This is a genomic window from Pseudonocardia oroxyli (genome assembly GCF_900102195.1).
GTDB classification, from domain to species: domain Bacteria; phylum Actinomycetota; class Actinomycetes; order Mycobacteriales; family Pseudonocardiaceae; genus Pseudonocardia; species Pseudonocardia oroxyli.
Genome location: NZ_FNBE01000032.1, coordinates 1 through 17620, shown reverse-complemented (window position 1 = coordinate 17620; position 17620 = coordinate 1). Strand labels below are relative to the sequence as shown.

20 protein-coding genes, 1 pseudogene and 1 riboswitch are annotated in these 17620 nt (G+C 73.3%); of the genes and pseudogenes, 8 read left to right on the top strand and 13 right to left on the bottom strand.

Translation table 11 applies throughout. The features are described from left to right. The coding region (locus tag BLS43_RS28570) for a ParB/RepB/Spo0J family partition protein (RefSeq protein WP_176921623.1) at window positions 1–419 on the bottom strand (419 nt) is incomplete at its 3' end. Beyond that, the gene (locus BLS43_RS28565) at window positions 416–646 is read right to left on the bottom strand and encodes a hypothetical protein (protein WP_093089822.1); all 231 of its coding nucleotides are present in this window, start codon (window positions 644–646) and stop codon (window positions 416–418) included. The genes BLS43_RS28565 and BLS43_RS28570, both read right to left, overlap by 4 nt. Before the next feature lie 705 nt (window positions 647–1351). Between BLS43_RS28565 and BLS43_RS32260 the strand changes: the two genes are divergently transcribed. After that, window positions 1352–1819 (top strand): maleylpyruvate isomerase N-terminal domain-containing protein, encoded by a 468-nt coding sequence (locus BLS43_RS32260; RefSeq protein ID WP_425438586.1) that lies wholly within the window; start codon window positions 1352–1354, stop codon window positions 1817–1819. Further along, a complete protein-coding gene (locus tag BLS43_RS28560; RefSeq protein WP_093089821.1) occupies window positions 1780–2211 on the top strand; it encodes a hypothetical protein in 432 nt (143 codons plus the stop codon). Before BLS43_RS32260 ends, BLS43_RS28560 begins: the two co-directional genes overlap by 40 nt. Here BLS43_RS28560 and BLS43_RS28555 read toward each other — a convergent pair. The 7 genes from BLS43_RS28555 to BLS43_RS28520 form a co-directional block, all read right to left on the bottom strand. Then, entirely contained in the window at window positions 2174–3157 is a 984-nt protein-coding gene (locus BLS43_RS28555) for an ABC transporter substrate-binding protein (protein WP_093089820.1), read from the bottom strand. The genes BLS43_RS28560 and BLS43_RS28555 overlap by 38 nt on opposite strands. A gap of 34 nt (window positions 3158–3191) precedes the next feature. Beyond that, window positions 3192–3968 (bottom strand): amino acid ABC transporter ATP-binding protein, encoded by a 777-nt coding sequence (locus BLS43_RS28550; RefSeq protein WP_093089819.1) that lies wholly within the window; start codon window positions 3966–3968, stop codon window positions 3192–3194. Next, window positions 3965–4918 carry an amino acid ABC transporter permease gene (locus BLS43_RS28545; protein ID WP_093089818.1) on the bottom strand — a complete coding sequence of 318 codons (954 nt, stop codon included), beginning with the start codon at window positions 4916–4918 and terminating at the stop codon, window positions 3965–3967. The genes BLS43_RS28550 and BLS43_RS28545 overlap by 4 nt, the downstream gene beginning before the upstream one ends. Continuing rightward, the gene (locus tag BLS43_RS28540; RefSeq protein WP_093089817.1) at window positions 4915–6003 is read right to left on the bottom strand and encodes an FAD-dependent oxidoreductase; all 1089 of its coding nucleotides are present in this window, start codon (window positions 6001–6003) and stop codon (window positions 4915–4917) included. The genes BLS43_RS28545 and BLS43_RS28540 overlap by 4 nt, the downstream gene beginning before the upstream one ends. Window positions 6004–6205: 202 nt before the next feature. Further along, a riboswitch (SAM riboswitch) is annotated at window positions 6206–6296 on the bottom strand. A gap of 113 nt (window positions 6297–6409) precedes the next feature. Beyond that, window positions 6410–7249, bottom strand: coding sequence for an ABC transporter ATP-binding protein (locus BLS43_RS28530; RefSeq protein ID WP_093089815.1), 840 nt, complete (start codon window positions 7247–7249; stop codon window positions 6410–6412). Next, window positions 7233–8261, bottom strand: coding sequence for a taurine ABC transporter substrate-binding protein (locus tag BLS43_RS28525; RefSeq protein WP_093089814.1), 1029 nt, complete (start codon window positions 8259–8261; stop codon window positions 7233–7235). The genes BLS43_RS28530 and BLS43_RS28525 overlap by 17 nt, the downstream gene beginning before the upstream one ends. After that, window positions 8258–9115: an ABC transporter permease gene (locus BLS43_RS28520; protein ID WP_093089813.1), complete on the bottom strand. Its 858-nt coding sequence runs from the start codon at window positions 9113–9115 to the stop codon at window positions 8258–8260. Before BLS43_RS28520 ends, BLS43_RS28525 begins: the two co-directional genes overlap by 4 nt. 186 nt (window positions 9116–9301) lie before the next feature. Between BLS43_RS28520 and BLS43_RS32255 the strand changes: the two genes are divergently transcribed. The 5 genes from BLS43_RS32255 to BLS43_RS28500 all read left to right on the top strand — a co-directional run bounded on the left by BLS43_RS32255 (window position 9302) and on the right by BLS43_RS28500 (window position 12931). Further along, a complete protein-coding gene (locus tag BLS43_RS32255; protein WP_425438585.1) occupies window positions 9302–9562 on the top strand; it encodes a putative leader peptide in 261 nt (86 codons plus the stop codon). A 73-nt stretch (window positions 9563–9635) separates the two neighbouring features. Continuing rightward, on the top strand, window positions 9636–10571 hold the full coding sequence (locus BLS43_RS28515) for a MetQ/NlpA family ABC transporter substrate-binding protein (RefSeq protein WP_093089812.1): 936 nt from the start codon (window positions 9636–9638) through the stop codon (window positions 10569–10571). Continuing rightward, window positions 10568–11575 carry a methionine ABC transporter ATP-binding protein gene (locus BLS43_RS28510; protein ID WP_093089811.1) on the top strand — a complete coding sequence of 336 codons (1008 nt, stop codon included), beginning with the start codon at window positions 10568–10570 and terminating at the stop codon, window positions 11573–11575. The genes BLS43_RS28515 and BLS43_RS28510 overlap by 4 nt, the downstream gene beginning before the upstream one ends. Continuing rightward, the gene (locus BLS43_RS28505; RefSeq protein WP_093089810.1) at window positions 11572–12231 is read left to right on the top strand and encodes a methionine ABC transporter permease; all 660 of its coding nucleotides are present in this window, start codon (window positions 11572–11574) and stop codon (window positions 12229–12231) included. The genes BLS43_RS28510 and BLS43_RS28505 overlap by 4 nt, the downstream gene beginning before the upstream one ends. Before the next feature lie 7 nt (window positions 12232–12238). Continuing rightward, window positions 12239–12931, top strand: a complete 693-nt coding sequence (locus BLS43_RS28500) for a GNAT family N-acetyltransferase (RefSeq protein ID WP_093089809.1) — start codon at window positions 12239–12241, stop codon at window positions 12929–12931. An 8-nt stretch (window positions 12932–12939) separates the two neighbouring features. On the opposite strand, the gene BLS43_RS28495 is transcribed toward BLS43_RS28500, so the two are convergent. Both BLS43_RS28495 and BLS43_RS28490 read right to left on the bottom strand, forming a co-directional pair. Next, on the bottom strand, window positions 12940–14259 hold the full coding sequence (locus BLS43_RS28495; protein ID WP_093089808.1) for an LLM class flavin-dependent oxidoreductase: 1320 nt from the start codon (window positions 14257–14259) through the stop codon (window positions 12940–12942). Between the two features lie 11 nt (window positions 14260–14270). Then, on the bottom strand, window positions 14271–15167 hold the full coding sequence (locus BLS43_RS28490) for an LLM class flavin-dependent oxidoreductase (protein WP_093089807.1): 897 nt from the start codon (window positions 15165–15167) through the stop codon (window positions 14271–14273). Between the two features lie 97 nt (window positions 15168–15264). On the opposite strand from BLS43_RS28490, the gene BLS43_RS28485 reads away from it, so the two are divergent. Beyond that, on the top strand, window positions 15265–15921 hold the full coding sequence (locus BLS43_RS28485; RefSeq protein ID WP_093089806.1) for a nitroreductase family protein: 657 nt from the start codon (window positions 15265–15267) through the stop codon (window positions 15919–15921). Window positions 15922–15941: 20 nt separating this feature from the next. Here the strand turns inward: BLS43_RS28485 and BLS43_RS28480 are convergent, their stop codons facing one another. Both BLS43_RS28480 and BLS43_RS30355 read right to left on the bottom strand, forming a co-directional pair. Continuing rightward, entirely contained in the window at window positions 15942–17117 is a 1176-nt protein-coding gene (locus tag BLS43_RS28480) for an LLM class flavin-dependent oxidoreductase (RefSeq protein ID WP_093089805.1), read from the bottom strand. Window positions 17118–17314: 197 nt separating this feature from the next. Continuing rightward, window positions 17315–17620: pseudogene (locus BLS43_RS30355) on the bottom strand (aspartate aminotransferase family protein); the annotation flags it as partial.

Sequence of the window (17620 nt, the reverse complement as noted above, 5' to 3'; positions counted from 1 at the left end):
AACTCCGACCCGGCCACCTTCAAGCCCGTCGTGACGTCGGTCTTCTTGGCTCCGGTGCGTTTGGCGATCGCCGACGCCGAGAGACCGAACGCGGCCAGCTGCTCCCAGCCCGCCACCCGCTCCGCGGTCGACAAACCGGCACGCTGGTCGTTCTCCACCAGCTGATCGGTCACCCGGTCCGCACCCTCCGGCACCTCCACCAACATCACCGGGATGTTCGGCAGCCCGCACTTCAACGCCGCCAGGGTGCGGCGGTGCCCGAACTCCACCACCGGCCCCTCGACACCCGGATATGCCACCACCGGCTGCAACACGCCTCGCTCGCGCACGCTCGCGATGAACTCCCGCGACAGCGACACCTCCGTCCGCACATTCGCCGCGAACGTCAGCGCCCTCGGGTCCAGGCTCAGCAGTGTCATCGGGTGGCCTCCCGCCCTCGGATGATCAACACCATGTCCGGGCCGTTCAGGTGCAGCACCGGCTCCGCCGGGCGGTAGCCGTCCTTGCCGACGACCGGGCACAACGCCGTGCCATCCCAGGCGTGCGTCCAGCCGGGCGTCTCATCGGGCGTGATCCAGTTTCGTGGGGGCACCGGTATCACGTGCGCGCCACATTCCGGGCAGCTCGCGTTCAACTCGTCATCCATCAGAGCTCTCCTTGGCCGATAGGCGGGCGATCGGCGGAACGCCGCATCACCCTGAGAGCGCCCCGGACGTGTCGTAGGGACCCGACGCCAAGCCGCAGCAGCAAGATGCTTTCGGGCGCAGCGAACCCGAAGGGCCGAAAGGATCTCTGCAGAACGGCTTTGCGGCGGGGAACGACACGGGCAAGCTCGGCCAAGGACATGGCATCCGGGACCCACGCTTCGGATACCTCGGATTGCGATTTTCCTCAACCTCAGTAATGTCGATGCGGGAGGCCCACGATCGCGCGCCCTCGGACGGTCCGCGTAGGCCGCCCACCGCTGCCAGCCGCGACGGATCCAGGGCCCCGGCGGGCCATCAGCCCGCAGCCTCGCCGACCGGCGTCGTGCGCTTGGCGGAGACCTCTCATCGCCTCGATCCACACCACAGCGTCAGCTTCTCGTTGGCGCTTATGGACTAGCCCCCTGTTGGTCAGTCCAACCGCCGCCTATCGCGCGTTTTGTGGCTCCCGGAGATGAGGCCAGTGGTCGACAAGACCGCCCTTCGCGGCAGACGCTGGTGGACAACTGCGCGGATTGGCCTCGGGCCAGGTCGGCAAGGCCGAGCAGGTCGGTGATCTCGGCGGCCTGGGACTCAAAGCGATCAGCCGGTCGCCGCGCGAACTTGAGAGCGATCCTCGCGAGGACGCTCCGCCCGCTCAGCGCTCGGTGCCACCGCTCAGGTCGAGCGCGAGAGTTACCCGCCGCGGGTATGCCTTCCGCTCCCGGGGGAGACTGACTGGGGGGGGAACGCGTCCCCACGCAGCCGCGCTGCGGACCATCGCCGCCCCAGCCTGCCGAGGCCGAGCGCCGCGCGGGGAGCGTGGGCCAGTCCGAGCTCCGTCGGGAACCCGGGGGTCATCAGGTCCGGCTGCGGGCCATGTCCGCCGCCCTTCAGCTGCACGTCCGGTGCCCGCCTGCCCGGACTGGACGGCCCGAGATCTGTTCTCCCACATGGCCGGACTGGGCACCGACGTCGTGGGGAGGGCGACGAGCCCGACGAGCACCACGCGGACTGGACCGCGGCACAGGTCGAGAAGCGCCGCAGGCGGATCGTCGACGAGCTCGTCGCCAAATGGGCCGAGGTCGCCGGGCCGGTGCAGGACTGGATGCGCCACCACGCGCCGCGGCCGCTGAACGACGCCGTCATCCACGAACAGGACCTGCGCGGCGCCCTCGGCACACCCGGCGCCGAGGACACCCCCGGGCTGGCCGCTCTGCGGGCGACGCTGACCGAGCGGTTCGCAGGCCGGCTCCCCGAGGACGCATCGCTGGGGCTGCACGGCGAGGCCTGGTCGTGGACGACCGGCCCGGAACCGCGGACGGTGGTGCGGGCGCCGGGCTTCGAGCCGGCCCGCGGCCTCATCAGCCGACGGTCCGCGGCCCGGCTGACGAGCTGGACCGAGCGCGGCGACCTCGCCCCCTACCTCGACGCCTTCGCCGTCCTCGGCGCACTCCCCGAACATGACCTGCGGGAGTGGGCCGGCCGGGTCAGGACGCGGCCTTCCTGGGCAGCCCCTGCGGGTTGACCTGCGAGGTGGGCACGGCCTCCGCGGAGAGGTTCCACCGCTGCAGGACCTGCTGGTACTCACCACCCTCGCGCAGTGCGTTGAGCGCCGCCGCGAGCGGCTGCACCAGGCCGTTGCCCTTCTTCGTCATCGCGGCGATGTCCGCCTGGACGTCGCCGCCGCCGTTCAGCGTCCCGACGATCTTCGTGGTGCCGCCGGTCGCGACGTGGTAGGCCGAGGTCGGGTTGGGGCCCAGGTAGGCGTCGAGCCGGCCGGAGTCCAACGCGAGGTAGAAGTCGCCCGGGTTCTGGTAGTACTGGATCGTCGTCGGGGCGAGGCCCGCCGCCCTGTTCTGCTCGTCCCAGCGGACAAGCAGCTGCTCCTGGTTCGTGCCCGCGCCCACCCCGATGGTCAGGCCCGCCACGTCCTTCGGCTCGGCGATCTTCTCGACCGGCCCGTCGGTGCGCGCCTCGAAGGCAATGGTGTCGGTGCGGTAGGTCGCGAAGTCGTACTTGTCCTTGCGCTCCTCGGTCACCGTGACGTTGGAGAAGCCCGCGTCGTACTGGCCGGACTCGGTGGCGAGGAACAGGTTCTCCCACGAGGTCGGCTGCAGCTCGAGGCGCAGGCCGAGCTTGTCCGCCACGAGCTGCGCGATGTCCGGCTCCACGCCGATGATCGTGCGGTCGTCGTCCGCGGTGAAGGACAGCGGCGGGGTGCCGTTGCCGGTGGTGCCGACGACGAGAGTGCCACGCTCCCGGATCGCCTGCGGGAGGGTGGCCGCGATGGCGTCGTCCTTCTGGGCGCGAACCCGGTTCTGGTCCGGGCTGGTGTTCACGGTGGCGCCCCCGCCGGGCGGGGCGGCCTGGTCGGGATCGGGCCCGGCGCAGGCGATCGTCGCCAGCAGCGGCAGGGCGAGGGCGACGGCGACGAGCCGCAGGTGGCGCAGTGGCCGTGGGATGCGTGACATGGGTGGGTGCCTTTCCAGTGGTGCGGGTACGCGGTCAGTGCAGTACGGCGGACAGGAACGCGCGGGTCCGCGGCTCCTGCGGGTCGTCGAGCACCTGCGCGGGCGGGCCCTGTTCCACGATCCGGCCCTCGTCGAGGAACACCACGGTGTCCGCGGCCTCCCGGGCGAAGCCGATCTCGTGGGTGACCACGACCATCGTGGTGCCGGAGCGGGCGAGGTCCCGCATGACGTCGAGGACCTCCCCGACGAGCTCGGGATCCAGCGCCGAGGTGGGTTCGTCGAACAGCAGCAGCGCAGGCCGCAGGGCCAGCGCGCGGGCGATCGCCACCCGCTGCTGCTGTCCTCCGGAGAGCCTGCGCGGGTACTCGTCGGCCTTGTCGCTCAGCCCGACCCGGTCGAGCAGCTCGCGGGCCTCGGTCCGCACCGTCGCCCGGTCCCGGCCCTGCGCCGAGACCGGTGCCTCCGCGACGTTCTCCAGCACGGTCATGTGCGGGAACAGGTTGAAGTTCTGGAACACGAAGCCGATGCGGTTGCGCTGCTTGAGGATCAGCCGCTCCGGCAGCTCGTGCAGCCGGTTCCCGGCGCGCCGGTAGCCGATCAGCTCGCCGTCGACGCGGACGAAGCCGCGGTCCACCTTCTCCAGGTGGTTGATCGCGCGAAGCACCGTCGACTTCCCCGAGCCCGAGGGGCCGAGCAGCACCGTGACCTCGCCCGCGCCTACGGTGAGGTCGACGCCGCGCAGCACCTGCACCGCGCCGAAGCTCTTGTGGACGCCCTTCAGCTCCACCATCGGCGTCGTCGTCGTGGTCATCGGGCCCTCCGCACGGCGGTGCGCAGTCGTTGGATCGGGGTCGGCGGCAGCACCCGCAACGCCCCCTTGGCGTAGTACCGCTCGACGTAGAACTGGCCGATCGACAGCGCGGTGGTGAGCGCGAGGTACCAGGCGGCGGCCACCAGCAGCATCGGGATCACCCGGCCGGTCCGGGTGTAGATCACCTGGACCTGGTAGAAGAGCTCGGACAGCGCCATGATGTAGACCACCGAGGTGCCCTTGACCAGGCCGATCAGCTCGTTCGCCGCCGTCGGGACGATGGTGCGCATGGCCTGCGGCAGCTGGATGCGGCGGAAGCGCCGCCACCGCGGGATGCCCAGCGCCGCCGCGGCCTCCAGCTGCCCCTGGTCCACACCGAGGAACCCGGAGCGCACCACCTCGGCCGCGTAGGCCGCCTGGTGCAGGGCCAGCCCCAGCACCGCCGCGGTGACCGGAGTGATCAGGTCCATGGTGCCGATCTCGAAGAACGCCGGACCGAACGGGATGCCGAAGGAGATGGACCGGTACAGCAGGGCGAGGTTGTACCAGAACAGCAGCTGCAGGATCAGCGGGACCGAACGGAACACCCAGATGTAGGTCCAGCTGACCGAGCGCAGCAACGGGTTGGGCGACAGGCGCATCACCGCCAGCACGGTCCCCAACACGAACCCGACGACGATGCCCAGCACCGTGAGCTGCAACGTCAGCGCCACCGCGCGCAGGATCGACGGCGCGAACAGGTACGCACCCACCGTGGGCCAGTCCCAGGCCGGGTTCGTCACGAGCGCGTGCACCGCCATCGCGGCGAGCACGAGGACGACCGCCGTCGCGGCCCACCGCCACGGATGGCGGGCGGGTACGACCGTCAGGTTCGTGAGAGCGGACTCGCCGCCGTCTGGGGGTTCCTCCGGAGCGGTCGCGCGGGCGGGTCCGCGGGTCACCTCGGTCATGCGGCACCCACCCGGTCACCCGTTCCCGTCACGAGGTCCGCCAGCACGCGTCCGGCGGCGGGGGCGAATGCGAGGCCCCGCCCGGAGAGCCCCACACCGACGGCCACCGGGCCTGCGGCGGCCGCGAACCCGGTGTCGGAGGCCGCCGTCGCGCGGCGCTCGACGGTCTGCGCGGTGCCCGGGTCCAGGCCGGGCAGGTACCGCTGCGCGTAGTCGATGAGTCGGCCGGTCGAGGGGAGGGACTCGGGGCCCGCGGTCCCGACCTCGACCCGCCCGTCGGACAGCGGCGCCACCGACAGCGGACCGTTCGCCGTGTGGTGGACCGCGACCGGCCCGGCGGGAATCGCGGTGCGGCGGGTGAACCGCACCGCGCGCTCCGGCACCGCGTGCGGCGTGGGCACCGCGAGGCGGTCCGCGACCAGGCTCGCGGACGCGGGCCCGGCCGTCACCACCACACGGCGGGCGCGCACCGTCCCTCCGGTGGTGCGGACGTCGACGGCGGCCGGACCGCGCACCTCCAGCGCCTCGACCGCGGTCGGGTGGAGCACCACGGCGCCCCACCCGACCGCGGCCGCCCCGAACGCCGCGGCCGCGTGCTCGGTACGCACTCGGCCCGCTCGGTCCGGCTGGTGCAGCACCCGGCCCACGAATTCCTGCCCCGGCCATCGGCGCTGCGCCTGCGTGGGTTCCAGCCACTCGTGCACGACGCCCTGGGCGGTCAGACCCGCGGCCAGGGCTGCGGTCGTATCGGGGTCGCCGTGGTCGAGTCCGCCGGTCACGGTCAGCAACTCCGCGCCCGTCTCGCGCTCCAGCTCCCGCCAACCGGCGTACGCCTCGACGGCGAGCCGGCCGAGCCGGGGGTCGGCGTGGGTCTGCCGGACGGTGTACGCCGTCCCGTCGCGACCCACGGTCCGGTCGTGGCCGGGGCCGAACCGCTCGAGCAGCAGCACCTCGTGCCCGCGCCGGGCGAGCTGCCAGGCGACGGCCGTGCCCGTGACCCCCGCACCGACGACGACGACCTCCGCCGACTGGGGCGGGCCGGGGATCGCGGACCCGGGACAGCGGGGTGCGGGGATCGCGGACACAGGTCACCTCTCGGGCGGGTGGGAGGGTGGAGGACGCACAGCGCGACCGGCACCGACCGATCGGGTCGGGCCGGGCGGGGACCGGCGGGGCCGGTCAGGAGCAGAGGTCGGACCGCAGCCTGCAGAGGTCGACGACCCGACGCCGGGTGAGGTCCACGCTGGTCAGGCCTGCGGCGCGGGGCGCTCGGCTCGGCATCGACGACTCCCATCGCACCCGGCGGTAGCACCCTGCGCGGCTGCGCGGGTTGCTGCGGCGTCGTCGATCCGGGTCTCTCGGCCGCTCTTGATGGACGCTCCGTACTCAACCTGTCACCCGTTGGAATGTCAAGACCATGAACGCGCAAGCATCCGTGGTCGCACCGGACCCGCCGCCCGGCGGCGGGTCCGGCCGTCTCGGGCCCGCAGCTCAGGCCCGCACGGCGGCGGACTCCTTCACCGCGTGGCCGACTTGCGCGCGCAGCTCCGCGTACTCGGGCGAGCCGCGGAGCTCGTCCGGGTCGACGCCGGAGCGCGGCAGGTCCACCGTGAGGTCCAGCGCGATCCGCCCCGGCCGCGCGGTGAGGACCACGATGCGGGAGCCCAGGAATACGGCCTCGTCCGCGCTGTGGGTGACGAACACGCTGGTCCGGCCGGTCTCGTGGCTCACCGACCGGACGTCTTCCTGGAGGCGCTCGCGGGTCAGCGCGTCGAGCGCGGCGAACGGTTCGTCCAGCAGTAGCAGCGGGGTGCGCGCGGCGAGCGCCCGCGCGATCGCCACCCGCTGCTGCTGGCCGCCGGAGATCTCCCAGATCCTCCGGTCCGCCGTCCCGCCGAGCCCGACCCGCTCCAGCAGGCCCTCCCTGGCGACGGCGCGGTCGGCTTTCTCGACGCCCGCGTACTTGAGCGCGAGGTCGACGTTGCCGCCCACCGACCGCCACGGGAACAGCCGCGGCTGCTGGAACACCACCCCGGCGCCCCTGCCGGGCTCCGGCACGCGGCCGGACACCGTCAGGGTGCCGTCGGTGGGCCGTTCGAAGCCCGCGATCAGCCGCAGCAGTGTGCTCTTGCCGCAGCCCGAGGCCCCGACGAGCACGAGGAACTCCCCCGGTCGCACGTGCAGGTCGAGCGGTCCCAGCGCCTGCACCCGTTCCGGGCGCCCCGGGTAGGAGTGTCCGACACCGTCGGCCGAGATGGAGCCCTCCGCGCCGGGCCGGGGCTCGGGCTGGGCGGTCTGCTCGGTGAGGTCCTGCTCAGCTCTGGAGGACATTCGGCAAGCCCTTCGTGTAGAGACCCTTCTGGAAGGTCGCCAGGTCGGGCGCCGCCGGGATCTGCCCCTGCTCGGCGAGGAACTGCGCGGCGCTGTGCAGGTTCTGGGCCACGTTGCCCGGCGCGCCGTCGGTGCCCAGCCACTCGGCGGACGTCAGCTCCTGCGGGGTGAGGTACACCCCCTGCTGGAGCTGGTTGGCGGCCTCGTCCGGGGTGATCCCGATCTGCTTCGCGATGGCCGCGGCGGCCGCGGTCGGGTCGTCCTTGATGACGCCGAGGGCGCGGGCCTCCTGCTGCCGCCAGACGTCGACGACCTCCGGGTGCTCTGTGGCGAACGCCGTGGAGACCACGCCGAGGTCGAGCGTCGGCTTGCCCGCGGTCGCCAGCTCCCGGCTGGCGATGAGGGTCTTCCCCGTCTTGCGGAGCTCGTCGAGCGTCGGCAACCAGGTGTAGACGGCGTCGACGTCGCCGCGCTCCCAGGCGGCCAGCGACGCCTGCGGCTGCAGGTCGATGAGCTGGACGTCGCCCGCGGTGAGACCGGCCTGGTTCAGGGCCGCCAGGAGGCTGTAGTGCGCGGTCGAGGCGAACGCGGTGGCGATCCGCTTGCCCCGCAGACCCGCCACGTCCGTCACCCCGGACTCGTTGCGTGCCACCAGGGCCTCGTTGTCGCCTGCGACGTCGAGCACGAACGCGACCTCGTAGGGGATGCTCAGCGGGGCGGACAGACCCCGCGCGACCGGGCTCGACCCGATCGCCCCGAAGTCCAGCTCACCGGCGATGAACGCGGTGTTGATGTCGGCGCCGGAGTCGAACTTCGTCCACTGGACGTTGTAGTCCGGCAGCACCTCCTCCAGCCAGCGGTTCTCCTTCACGATGAGGTCACCGCTCGGGAACGACTGGTAGGCGAGCCGGATCGTCGGCTTCGACGAGTCCTGCCCGGCCGGACCCACGGCGCAGCCCGCCAGCGCGGTGAGTGCGACCAGGCCTGCGACCAGCGCGGTACGGATCCTCATGCTCTTCCCCTCCACGGAACGGCGCGTCGCTCGGCCGCCTGCAGCAGGCCGTCGATCACGAGACCGGAGATGCCGATGGCCGCGATGCCCACCAGGACCACCGGGGTGTTGTTGTAGTTGCTGGCGTCCTTGACCATGCCGCCGATCCCGGGGATCCCGTTGAACAGCTCGGCGGCGACCACGGACGAGTACGCGATCCCGACCGCGAGCCGGATCCCGGTGAACGTCTCCGGCAGGGCCGCCGGGACGATCACGTCCCGGATGACCTGGCCGGGCTTCGCCCCGAGCGCGCGGGCCGCCTCCACGAGGCCGACCGGCGCGGCCGCGACCGCAGCCGTGGTCGCCACCGCGGCGGGCGGGAACGCCGCCAGGGCCAGCAGTGTGATCTTCGGGGCCTCGTCGATGCCCAGCCAGATCACCAGGAGGAAGAAGTAGGCCAGCGGGGGCAGCGCGCGCAGGAAGGTCAGCCACGGTTCGAGGACCCGACGCACCCAGGGCACGGTGCCCATGGCCAGACCGACGACGACGCCGACCGCGACGCCGAGGACCACGCCCGCGAGCACCCGTCGCAGCGTCATGTAGAGGTGCTCCCAGAGCAGGTAGCCCTGGTAGCCGCGGGTGCCGTCCTGCGTGGTCGACACGGCGACGAAGGCGTCCCACACCGTCGACGGGTACGGCACGAAGGTCTCGTTCCAGACGCCGGTCGCGGCCACGATCTGCCAGACGACCAGGAACACGACCAGGGACAGCACCGGCAGCAGGATCTTCCGCAGCCTGGCGGGCGGGCGGGAGCGGCGGGGCTCCCGCGGGGCGGCGACGCCACCTGCCGGTGGCGCGTGGGCGGGGGTGGACATGGAGGTCCTCTCCGAGAGGGGTGGAGCCCACGCGGGCGCCGACCGCCGTCCGGAACGGGACAGGAGGGTGCGGCGCCCGAGGACGTGGGCGGAACGGACCGCAGCGCGGCCCGTGGGGTGGCGGTCAGATCCCCCGACAGGTGACCGAGCACAGGCGGCACAGGTCGACGGTCAACCGTCGGACCAATGGGGTGTGCGGCACGCGGAGTTTCCTACCGGACAGATCACCCGACGGCAAGGGGCCGCACCGGCGCTCGGGTGAGCGCAGCCACAGGCCGACCCCTCCAGCTTGACCTCCCGACCTGCGACGTCACACGATCGTCATGTCGCGGGCCGTCGGCCCGCCGGGGACCGAGAGGCGTGGGGCACGTGATGGGGCGGGTTCTGGTGCGTCGCCGTCACGTGGATCTCCTGCGCGTCGCAGGCGCCTGCTGTCGCCCCTGCTGAGGCCTCTCCGGGTCCCCTCCCCGCGGCCCACCGGCCGCCCCCGCAGTCCCCCCACGAAGAAGGATCCTTCGTCATGCGCTCGTCACGGTTGTCCCGTGCGCTCCTCCATCGTGCCGATGGTCGGCTCCGCACGCTCTGTCTCCTAGTCCCCGCCGCCCTGCTGGCCGCGGCCTGCGCCGCCCCCGGCGCCGCGCCGTCCGGCTCCGACTCCGGCGGACAGACCGTCTCCATCGGTGTGGCGGACGCGAGCGAGAACTACTGGAACGTCTACAAGACCAAGGCCGCCGAGGCCGGCATCACGGTGAACCTGGTGAACTTCACCGACTACAACCAGCCGAACCCGGCGCTGTCCCAGGGGCAGCTGCAGCTCAACGAGTTCCAGCACCTGCAGTACCTGGCCAACTACAACGTCAAGAACAACGACACGCTGGTCCCGATCGGCGCCACCGCGGTCTACCCGCTGCCGCTGTACTCGCTGGCCCACACCTCGCTGGACCAGATCCCGCAGGGCGGCAAGGTCGCGATCCCGAACGACCCGACCAACCAGGCCCGCGCGCTGCTCGTGCTGCAGTCCGCGAAGCTCATCACCCTGAAGGACGGCGGGAACTCCCTGTCCACGCCCAACGACGTCGACACCGCGGCGTCCCGGGTCCAGGTCCTCCCGGTGGACGCGGCGCAGACCGCCGCCAACCTCAACGGCGTCGACGCGGCGATCGTGAACAACAACTACGCCACCGCCGCGAACCTCGGCCAGGACAAGGTGCTCTACGCCGAGGACCCCGACTCCGACGCCGCCAAGCCCTACATCAACGCGTTCGTCTCCCGCGCGGCGGACAAGGACAACCCTATCTACCTGAAGCTGGCCGAGATCTACCACGACCCGGCCGTGATCGAGGCGGCGAAGCGGGACCTCGGCTCGGGCGGGGTGTTCAAGACAAACGACGCCGCGGACCTGCAGGCCACGACCGCGCAGATCGAGGACACCATCCGGGCCGCGGGCCGCGGATGACCGCACCGGTGATCTCGTTCCGCGGCGCCTCCCGGACCTTCCCGGGCGGGGTGCGCGCCGTGGACGGCGTGGACCTCGACGTCCGACCCGGCGAGATCGTGGGCGTCATCGGCTACTCCGGGGCGGGCAAGAGCACCCTCGTGCGGATGATCAACGCGCTGGAGCTGCCCGACGCGGGCACCGTCACCGTGGCGGGCCGGGAGACCGGCTCGCTCGGTGAGCGGGGCCTGCGGGAGCTGCGCGCGGACGTCGGCATGATCTTCCAGCAGTTCAACCTGTTCGCGTCGCGGACGGTCGCGGGCAACGTCGGCTACCCGCTGCGGATCGCGGGCTGGTCCCGCGAGCGCCGGCGCGCCCGCGTCGCGGAGCTGCTGGAGTTCGTGGGCCTGTCGGACAAGGCGCGCAGCTTCCCCGCCCAGCTCTCGGGCGGGCAGAAGCAGCGGGTCGGGATCGCCCGCGCGCTGGCCACCTCCCCCGGCATCCTGCTGGCGGACGAGGCGACCAGCGCGCTCGACCCGGAGACCACGCAGGACGTCCTCGCGCTGCTGCGCCGGATCAACGCCGAGCTCGGCACCACCATCGTCGTGATCACCCACGAGATGGAGGTCGTGAGCTCCACCTGCCACACCGTGGCGGTCATGGAGCAGGGGCGGGTGATCGAGCAGGGCCCGGTGTACGACGTGTTCGCCGAGCCCCGCGAGCAGGCCACCCGCCGGTTCGTCCACAGTGTGCTGCAGGATCGGCCGTCGGACGAGACGCTCGCCCGGCTGCGCGATCTCTTCCCCGGGCGGATCGTGACGGTCCGGGTGCGGGCGGGCGTCGAGTCGGTGCTCTCCGAGCTGCTCGCCACCCACGAGGTCCGCAGCACCATCGTCTACGGCGGGATCCGCGAGCTGGCCCGGAAACCGCTGGGCAGCATCACCTTCGCCCTCGACGGCGACCCCGCGGCGGTCGACGCGCTGCTCGCGGAGCTGCGCACCCACACCCGGGTGGAGGAGGCATGACGGACTGGGCCGCGCTCGCGCCGGTGCTCTGGCTGTCCTTCCAGCAGACCGTCTACATGGTCTTCTGGACGATGCTGATCGCCGGTCTGCTGGGCCTCGCCCTCGGCGTCGCGCTCTACACCACCCGCAAGGGCGGTCTGCTGGCCAACACTCCGGTGTTCCACCTGCTCAACGTGCTGGTCAACATCGTCCGCCCGATCCCGTTCATCATCTTCATCACCGCCGTCGGGCCGCTGACCCTGCTGGTCATGGGCACGACGATCGGCACGCAGTCGGTGCTGTTCCCGATGGCGGCCATGGCGACCTTCGTCATCGGCCGCGTGGTGGAGCAGAACCTGGTGTCGGTGGACCCGGGCGTGATCGAGGCGGCGCGGGCCATGGGCGCGAGCCGGTTCCGGATCATCTGGAGCGTGCTCATCCCGGAGGCGTTGGGCCCGTTGATCCTCGGCTACACCTTCCTCTTCGTCGGCGTGATCGACATGTCGGCGATGGCGGGCTACGTCGGCGGCGGCGGGCTCGGCAACTTCGCCATCACCTACGGCTACCAGCAGTTCGACTGGCCGGTGACCCTGGTGACGGTCGTGATCATCATCGTGATCGTGCAGGCGGCCCAGCTGATCGGGAACGCCCTGGCGCGCAAGGTGCTGCGGAGATGAGCCTGCGATGACGGCGCACGTCCTGGACAACCCGGCGCGGGCGGCGCTGCTCGGCCCGCACGCCCACCTCGCCGTCCGGCACGGGAACGTGCTGCGCTACCCGACGGACGTCTCGCCCTTCATCGGGATGCCCACGGACCCGGGCCCGGCGGACTGGGCGGACCTCGCCGAGCTCGTCGGGCCGGGCGGCGTCGCCCCGATCTCGGGCGCGACCGTCGAGCCGCCGCCCGGCTGGGAGCTGGTGTCCGACGGGTCCGGCGTCCAGCTCGTGGACGCGGGCGTGGCGGCCGAGCCCGACGCCGAGGCCCTCGTCCTGGGGCCCGCGGACGTCCCGGAGATGCTGGACCTCGTGGCGCGTACCAAGCCGGGCCCGTTCCTGCCGCGGACCATCGTCATGGGCACCTACCTGGGGTTGCGGCGAGACGGCGAGCTCGTCGCCATGGCGGGCGAGCGGCTGCACCCACCGGGCTGGACCGAGATCAGCGCGGTCTGCACCGACGCCCGGTTCCGCGGCCAGGGCCTCGCCACCCGGCTCGTGCACGCGGTCGCGCACGGCATCCGGGAGCGCGGCGAGACCCCGCTGCTGCACGCCGCGGCGACCAACACCAACGCCATCCGGCTCTACGAGTCCCTCGGTTTCGTGCTGCGGCGGCGCACCCGCTTCGTCGGCCTGCGCGTGCCGCAGCCGCTCGCCTCCTAGCGCTCGCCTCAGACCGCCGCCCGGCGGTGGGTCACCGCCGGGCGCAGGCCCAGGTTCTCGCGCAGGGTGACGCCCTCGTACGCGGTGCGGTAGATCCCGCGGTCCTGCAGGGCGGGGACGAGGTGCTCGACCACCTCGTCGTAGCCGCCCGGCACGGCGTTCGGTACCAGGTTGAGGCCGTCGATCGCGCCGGAGCGCACGTAGTGGGCCAGCTCGTCCGCCACACCCGACGGCGTGCCGACGAACTCGACCGTCTCGTTGAGGTGCAGGACCAGCTGCCGCATCGTGAGGCCGCGGTCCTCGGCGAGCGTGCGCCAGGCCGCCGCCGTGCGCAGCGGGCGGTCGCTGGTGTTCACCACGCCGTTGGTCAGGGTCTGGGTGGCGACGACGGGATCGTGGGCGGGCAGCGGCCCGTCGACCGGGTGGTCGGCGAGGTCGTGGCCCCACACCGCCTCGACCACCGCGCGCACCCGGCGGTCGCTCCAGGTCCGGTCGCGGAACCAGCGGGCCTTGTCGCGGGCCTCGGACTCGGTGGCCCCCAGGGTGATCCGGGTCGCGGGGAAGATCCGCAGGTCGTCCTCGGGACGCCCGGCCCGGACGAGCCTGCGGCGCATGTCGCCTGCGAACTCCAGCGCGGCGTCGAACTGCAGGTAGCGGGAGAAGATGCCCTCGGCGTGCCGGGCGGCGAAGTCCCGGCCCTCCGGCGACTCCCCCGCCTGGAACAGCACCGGCTGCCCCTGGGGGCTGGGCGGCACGCTCGGCCACGCCCGCCGCGCACCCCGGACGATCTCCCGCGACCCGTCACGGGACCACCCCGCCCACAGCTCCTGGACCGTCGCGAGGTGCTCCTCGGCGTGCCGGTAGCGCTCGGCGTGCCCGACCTCGCCGCCGCGCCGGAAGTTCTCCCCGGTCCAGTCGTTGTCGGTGGTCACGATGTTCCACCCGGCCCGGCCGCCGCTCAGCACGTCCACCGACGCCAGCCGCCGGGCCAGGTCGACGGGGTCGTTGAACGTGGTGTTGAGCGTGGCCACCAGCCCGATCCGCTCCGTCACCGCGGCGAGGTGGGCGAAGAGCACCAGCTGGTCCGGGCGGCCGGTCACCGAATGGTCGGTGATCCGGCCGAGGTGCTCGCGCAGCCGCTGGCTGTCGCCGAGGAACAGGGTGCTGAACAGGCCGCGCTCGGCGGTCTGCGCGAGCCTGCGCCAGGACGCGAAGTCGTAGTAGACGTCCTGGCGCTCGGCCTCGGACCACACGTAGGCAGGCCCGAAGGGGAAGAACCCCGCCAGGTGCAGTCGGGCGTCCGGGCGGGCGTAGTCGGTGGCGGCCATCGCAGGTCCCCTCAGGAGGCGTAGCGGCCCGCGGGCCGGGGCAGGGCGAACAGGTCCCGCAGGGTCTCCCCCGGCGCCGGGCGCCGCAGCGGGAGCGCGGGCAGGACCTCGGCCGCGAGCAGGGCGAGGTCGCGGTCGACGTCCGTGGGGAGCAGCCTGACCCCGTCGACGACGCCGACGAGCCGGGTCAGCGCGTCGACCAGCTCCGCCGCGGCCCCCGCGCCCGCCTGCCCGATCTCGATCTCGGCGACCACGCGCGGGGCGCCCGTCCGCAGACCGTCCCCACGCACGATCTCGACGTCCACGAGCTCGGCGGGCAGCACACCCTCGGGTGCGACCACCGGGACCTGCCCCTGCGGTGGGCGGGGCAGCAGCGCGGGCCCGCGGATGCCGAAGGTCCGACTCTCGAAGTCGACGTGGTGCACGCGGTCGGCGTCGAGGAACCGGCCGGTGGTCTCGTCGGCGACGATCGCGTCGTCCTGCCAGGAGTCCCACAGCCTGCGGGCGGCGTCGACCACGTCCGCGGCCTCGGCCGCCAGGGTCCGCGGGTCCCCGACGTGGCGGACGGCGTGGGCCGCGGCCCGCGCGGGCGTCGCCTCCGTGCCGACCAGCCAGCCGGCCCGACCGCGGGAGCCGAGATCGAGGCTGGAGAGCTGGTTGGACACGTGGAAGGGCTCGGCGTGGGCGGTGTGCACCATCGGGACCAGGCCGATCGCCTCGGTGTGGGCGGAGAGGAACGCCGCCGCCGCGACCGGATCGAGGCGGGCCGTGCCGGGTCCGGCGGTCGCGTCCGCCAGCGTGACGAAGCCGAGCCCGGCCGCCTCCGCCCGGCGCCCGAGCGCGGCGAGACCGGCCACGTCGGGCGGGGCGCCACCGAGCTCGAGACCGACCACCAACTGTCTGTCCATACACGACTCTCCGCTCGTTCACAGGGTGGGAGGACGCGCCATCGGGCGCCTGCGGCACCTACGGTGGACGGTGATCGCGACCCGAGGAGGAGCCCCCGTGCCCGAGGACAAGGTCGGCCTGCTGGAGGGCCTGCAGACCACCCCGGCCCGTCGCTACCTGGCTGCCACGCCGATCCCGGAGGAGGTCCTCTGGGATCTGCTCGACGCGGCTGTGCGCGGCCCCTCGGGCGGCAACCGACAGCCGTGGGGCTGGGTGGTGGTGCGCGACCCGGCGACGAAGGCCGCCATCGCCCCGTTCTACGTCGAGGGTTGGGAGAAGGCCTACGGGGTGCGCCGCGACGAGCTGCTCGACCCGGACCGGGACCCGTGGCCGACCAGCGGGCTGTCCGCCTCGACCTACCGCGCGGTGGAGCATCTCGCCCACCACATCGCCGAGGCGCCCGTGTGGGTCGTCCCGGTGCTGCCCGGCGCGGCGCAGTCCCACGACAAGCGCCTGGGCGCCTCCGTCTACGGCGCGGTGCAGAACCTGCTGCTCGCCGCCCGCGCACACGGGATCGGCGGGGTGCTGACCTCGTTCCACCTCACGCACGAGGAGGAGGTCAAGGAGCTGCTCGGCCTGCCTGCGGACGCCGCCACCATGGGGCTGGTCCCGCTCGGCTACCCCGCCCGCGGGCGCTGGTCGCAGCCGCGCAGGCGCCCGGTCGGGGAGGTCGTGCACTGGGAGCGGTGGGGTGAGCAGCGCGACCGGCCCTGAGCCTCCTCCGGGTGCCCTGGTCACCCGCCCGCCGCCAGCCGCGGCGCGAAGGGCACGGGGGCGGGCTCCGGCACCGGCAGCCGACCGGGCGGTGTCCACACCCCGCGGCGGGCGAGGATCGGGAGCACCCCCTCCCCCATCCACCAGGCCTCCTCGAGGTGGGGGTAGCCGGAGAGCACGAACTCGTCGATGCCCGCCTCGTGGTACTCGGCGATCCGGTCGGCGACCTCGGTGTGGCTGCCGACCAGCGCCGTCCCCGCGCCGCCGCGGACCAGCCCGACGCCCGCCCACAGGTTGGGGGCGATCTCCAGGCTGCGCGCCGACCCGTCGTACCGCCCGGCGTGCAGGGCCCGCATCCGCCGCTGCCCCTCGGACTCGCTGGCCGCCAGGCCGGTCTGGATGCGCGCGACCGCCGCCGGGTCCAGCGCCGCCAGCAGCGACTCGGCCTGCGCCCACGCCGCCTCTGCGGTGTCCCGGGTGATCACGTGGAGGCGGATCCCGAACCGCGGCCGCCTGCCGCGCTCGGCCGCCGGCCCGCGGATCCAGGCGATCTTCTCCGCGACCTGCTCCGGGTGCTCGCCCCAGGTCAGGTAGACGTCGGCGTGCTCGGCCGCCACGGGGCCCGCCGCCGCCGAGGAGCCCCCGAAGTAGATCGGCGGCACCGGGTCCGGGAGCCGGGCCGGCTCCGCGTCCTCGACACGGACGTGCTCGCCCGCGAACGACACCGTCTCCCCGCGCCACCGCCCCCGCACGACGTGGAGGAACTCGTCGGTCCGGGTGTAGCGGGCGTCCTTGTCGAGGAAGTCGCCGTAGGCCCGCTGCTCCCGGGCCTCGCCCCCGGTCACGACGTTGAGCAGCAGCCGCCCGCCGGAGTGGCGCTGGAAGGTCGCCGCCTGCTGCGCCGCCAGCGTCGGGGAGATCGAGCCGGGCCGGAACGCCACCAGGAACCGCAGGCGTTCGGTGTGGGCCACGAGCATCGCCGTGGTGAGCCAGGCGTCCTCGCACCAGGCGCCCGTGGGGGTCAGCACGCCGGCGAACCCGACCTGCTCGGCCGCGCGGGCGACCTGGATCAGGTAGGGCAGGTCCGCGGGCCGGATCGTGCCCGACGACTCGGTGGACACGCCGTGGCCACCCCCGACGAGGTGGCGGCTGTCGCCGTTGGTGGGCAGGAACCAGTGCAGGGTGGCGGTGGACACGAGTACTCCCGGGAGGACGGAGGGGCGGGACGGCTGGTCCGCCGACACAGCGCCGCGTGCGTCCGGCAGAAGTCCACGTGGCGCCGCTTCGTCCACACCTGCGTGCGCATGCCCACCTTCCCTCGAGATCTCCGCCGGTCCCCACTGAATCCGCGCCGCCGCCGACGTGTCAAGGCCGGTGTCCGGGTGAGCGGCCGTCAGCGGGTGAGGCGGTCCAGGAAGGCGATCAGCAGGGCCTCGCGGAGGCGGGGCGGGGCGGCGTCGAGCAGCGCGTTGACCGGCGCCATCCGCTTCGGGACCGCCACGCCGCCCTCCCCGCCCAGACCGGCCAGGGCCAGGAGGCCGTCGAACGCGGCGTCGTCCAGGGTGGCGGGGTCCAGGGCCGCCGCCGCGGCGCGCAGCTCCGGCGCCACCTCGACGGGACCCGCCGCGACCGCCGCGGCCACGGACTCCCGCAGCGCCGCGACGAAGTCGTCGACGCCGCTCGCGGTGGCCGCGCAGAC

Coding starts and splice junctions, on each gene's coding strand:
- BLS43_RS28555 (WP_093089820.1), bottom strand. CDS start 3,157: ATGTCACGCATCCCACGGCCACTGCGCCACCTGCGGCTCGTCGCCGTC.
- BLS43_RS28520 (WP_093089813.1), bottom strand. CDS start 9,115: ATGTCCACCCCCGCCCACGCGCCACCGGCAGGTGGCGTCGCCGCCCCG.
- BLS43_RS28545 (WP_093089818.1), bottom strand. CDS start 4,918: ATGACCGAGGTGACCCGCGGACCCGCCCGCGCGACCGCTCCGGAGGAA.
- BLS43_RS28515 (WP_093089812.1), top strand. CDS start 9,636: ATGCGCTCGTCACGGTTGTCCCGTGCGCTCCTCCATCGTGCCGATGGT.
- BLS43_RS28565 (WP_093089822.1), bottom strand. CDS start 646: ATGGATGACGAGTTGAACGCGAGCTGCCCGGAATGTGGCGCGCACGTG.
- BLS43_RS32255 (WP_425438585.1), top strand. CDS start 9,302: ATGGGGTGTGCGGCACGCGGAGTTTCCTACCGGACAGATCACCCGACG.
- BLS43_RS28510 (WP_093089811.1), top strand. CDS start 10,568: ATGACCGCACCGGTGATCTCGTTCCGCGGCGCCTCCCGGACCTTCCCG.
- BLS43_RS28500 (WP_093089809.1), top strand. CDS start 12,239: ATGACGGCGCACGTCCTGGACAACCCGGCGCGGGCGGCGCTGCTCGGC.
- BLS43_RS28525 (WP_093089814.1), bottom strand. CDS start 8,261: ATGAGGATCCGTACCGCGCTGGTCGCAGGCCTGGTCGCACTCACCGCG.
- BLS43_RS28550 (WP_093089819.1), bottom strand. CDS start 3,968: ATGACCACGACGACGACGCCGATGGTGGAGCTGAAGGGCGTCCACAAG.
- BLS43_RS28495 (WP_093089808.1), bottom strand. CDS start 14,259: ATGGCCGCCACCGACTACGCCCGCCCGGACGCCCGACTGCACCTGGCG.
- BLS43_RS28530 (WP_093089815.1), bottom strand. CDS start 7,249: ATGTCCTCCAGAGCTGAGCAGGACCTCACCGAGCAGACCGCCCAGCCC.
- BLS43_RS28490 (WP_093089807.1), bottom strand. CDS start 15,167: ATGGACAGACAGTTGGTGGTCGGTCTCGAGCTCGGTGGCGCCCCGCCC.
- BLS43_RS28505 (WP_093089810.1), top strand. CDS start 11,572: ATGACGGACTGGGCCGCGCTCGCGCCGGTGCTCTGGCTGTCCTTCCAG.